Source organism: Salicola sp. AFF1, assembly GCF_056783195.1.
This window is the reverse complement of record NZ_JBXAYL010000120.1, coordinates 1-608: the sequence shown is the minus strand read 5'-3', so window position 1 is coordinate 608 and position 608 is coordinate 1. Positions and strand designations below refer to the sequence as shown.

The 608-nt window shown below is 54.6% G+C and carries 1 protein-coding gene; it reads right to left on the bottom strand.

Features of this window, described 5'->3' with window-relative positions; all coding sequences use genetic code 11:
* Positions 1-608 (bottom strand): IS630 family transposase (locus tag AC1RQI_RS17000; RefSeq protein WP_481905799.1); only part of this gene is annotated, 608 nt, incomplete at both ends.

The following is a 608-nucleotide window of genomic DNA, read 5'->3' as shown; positions in this document are numbered from 1 at the left end:
TGAAAAAATGACTTCAGAAGCTGCGGCAATTTCTGCAACCGATGCAGCTGCTGATAGACCATCCTGACCAATTGATGACGGTTTTGAATCGACGCTTTGCCAACTTGGTGATATTTGATGTAACCCCATACTGATTCATCCGGATTGAGCTCGGGTGAATACGGCGGCAGAAAGAACAACCTGAGCTTGCCTTCCAGGCTGTCGACGAATCGTCGAACGCGCTTGGAGTGATGCACCGGATGGTTGTCCAGAATCAGAAACACCGGGCTGTCAGCGTCTTTGACCAGGGCCTTAAGAAAATCGATGAACGATTCGGCATTGAGCGATCCGTCAATTGCCTTGAAGCGCAACTCGCCCCGCGGCGAGATCGCGGAGATCATGTTCACGCTGAAGCGCGAGCCGGTGGTGCGAACAACCGGCGTCTCGCCCATTGGCGCCCAGGTGGTGCCGCTGTGATAGTCCGAACGCACGCTGGCCTCGTCGCCGAAGTAGATTTTGGCCCCGGCTTGCTTCGCCAGTTTTTTGATTTCCGGGAACGACTCTTCTTTCCACTGCTTCACCGCCTCCGGTTTCTGCTGATAAGCCCGATGAAGCGGTTTCTGTGGCGT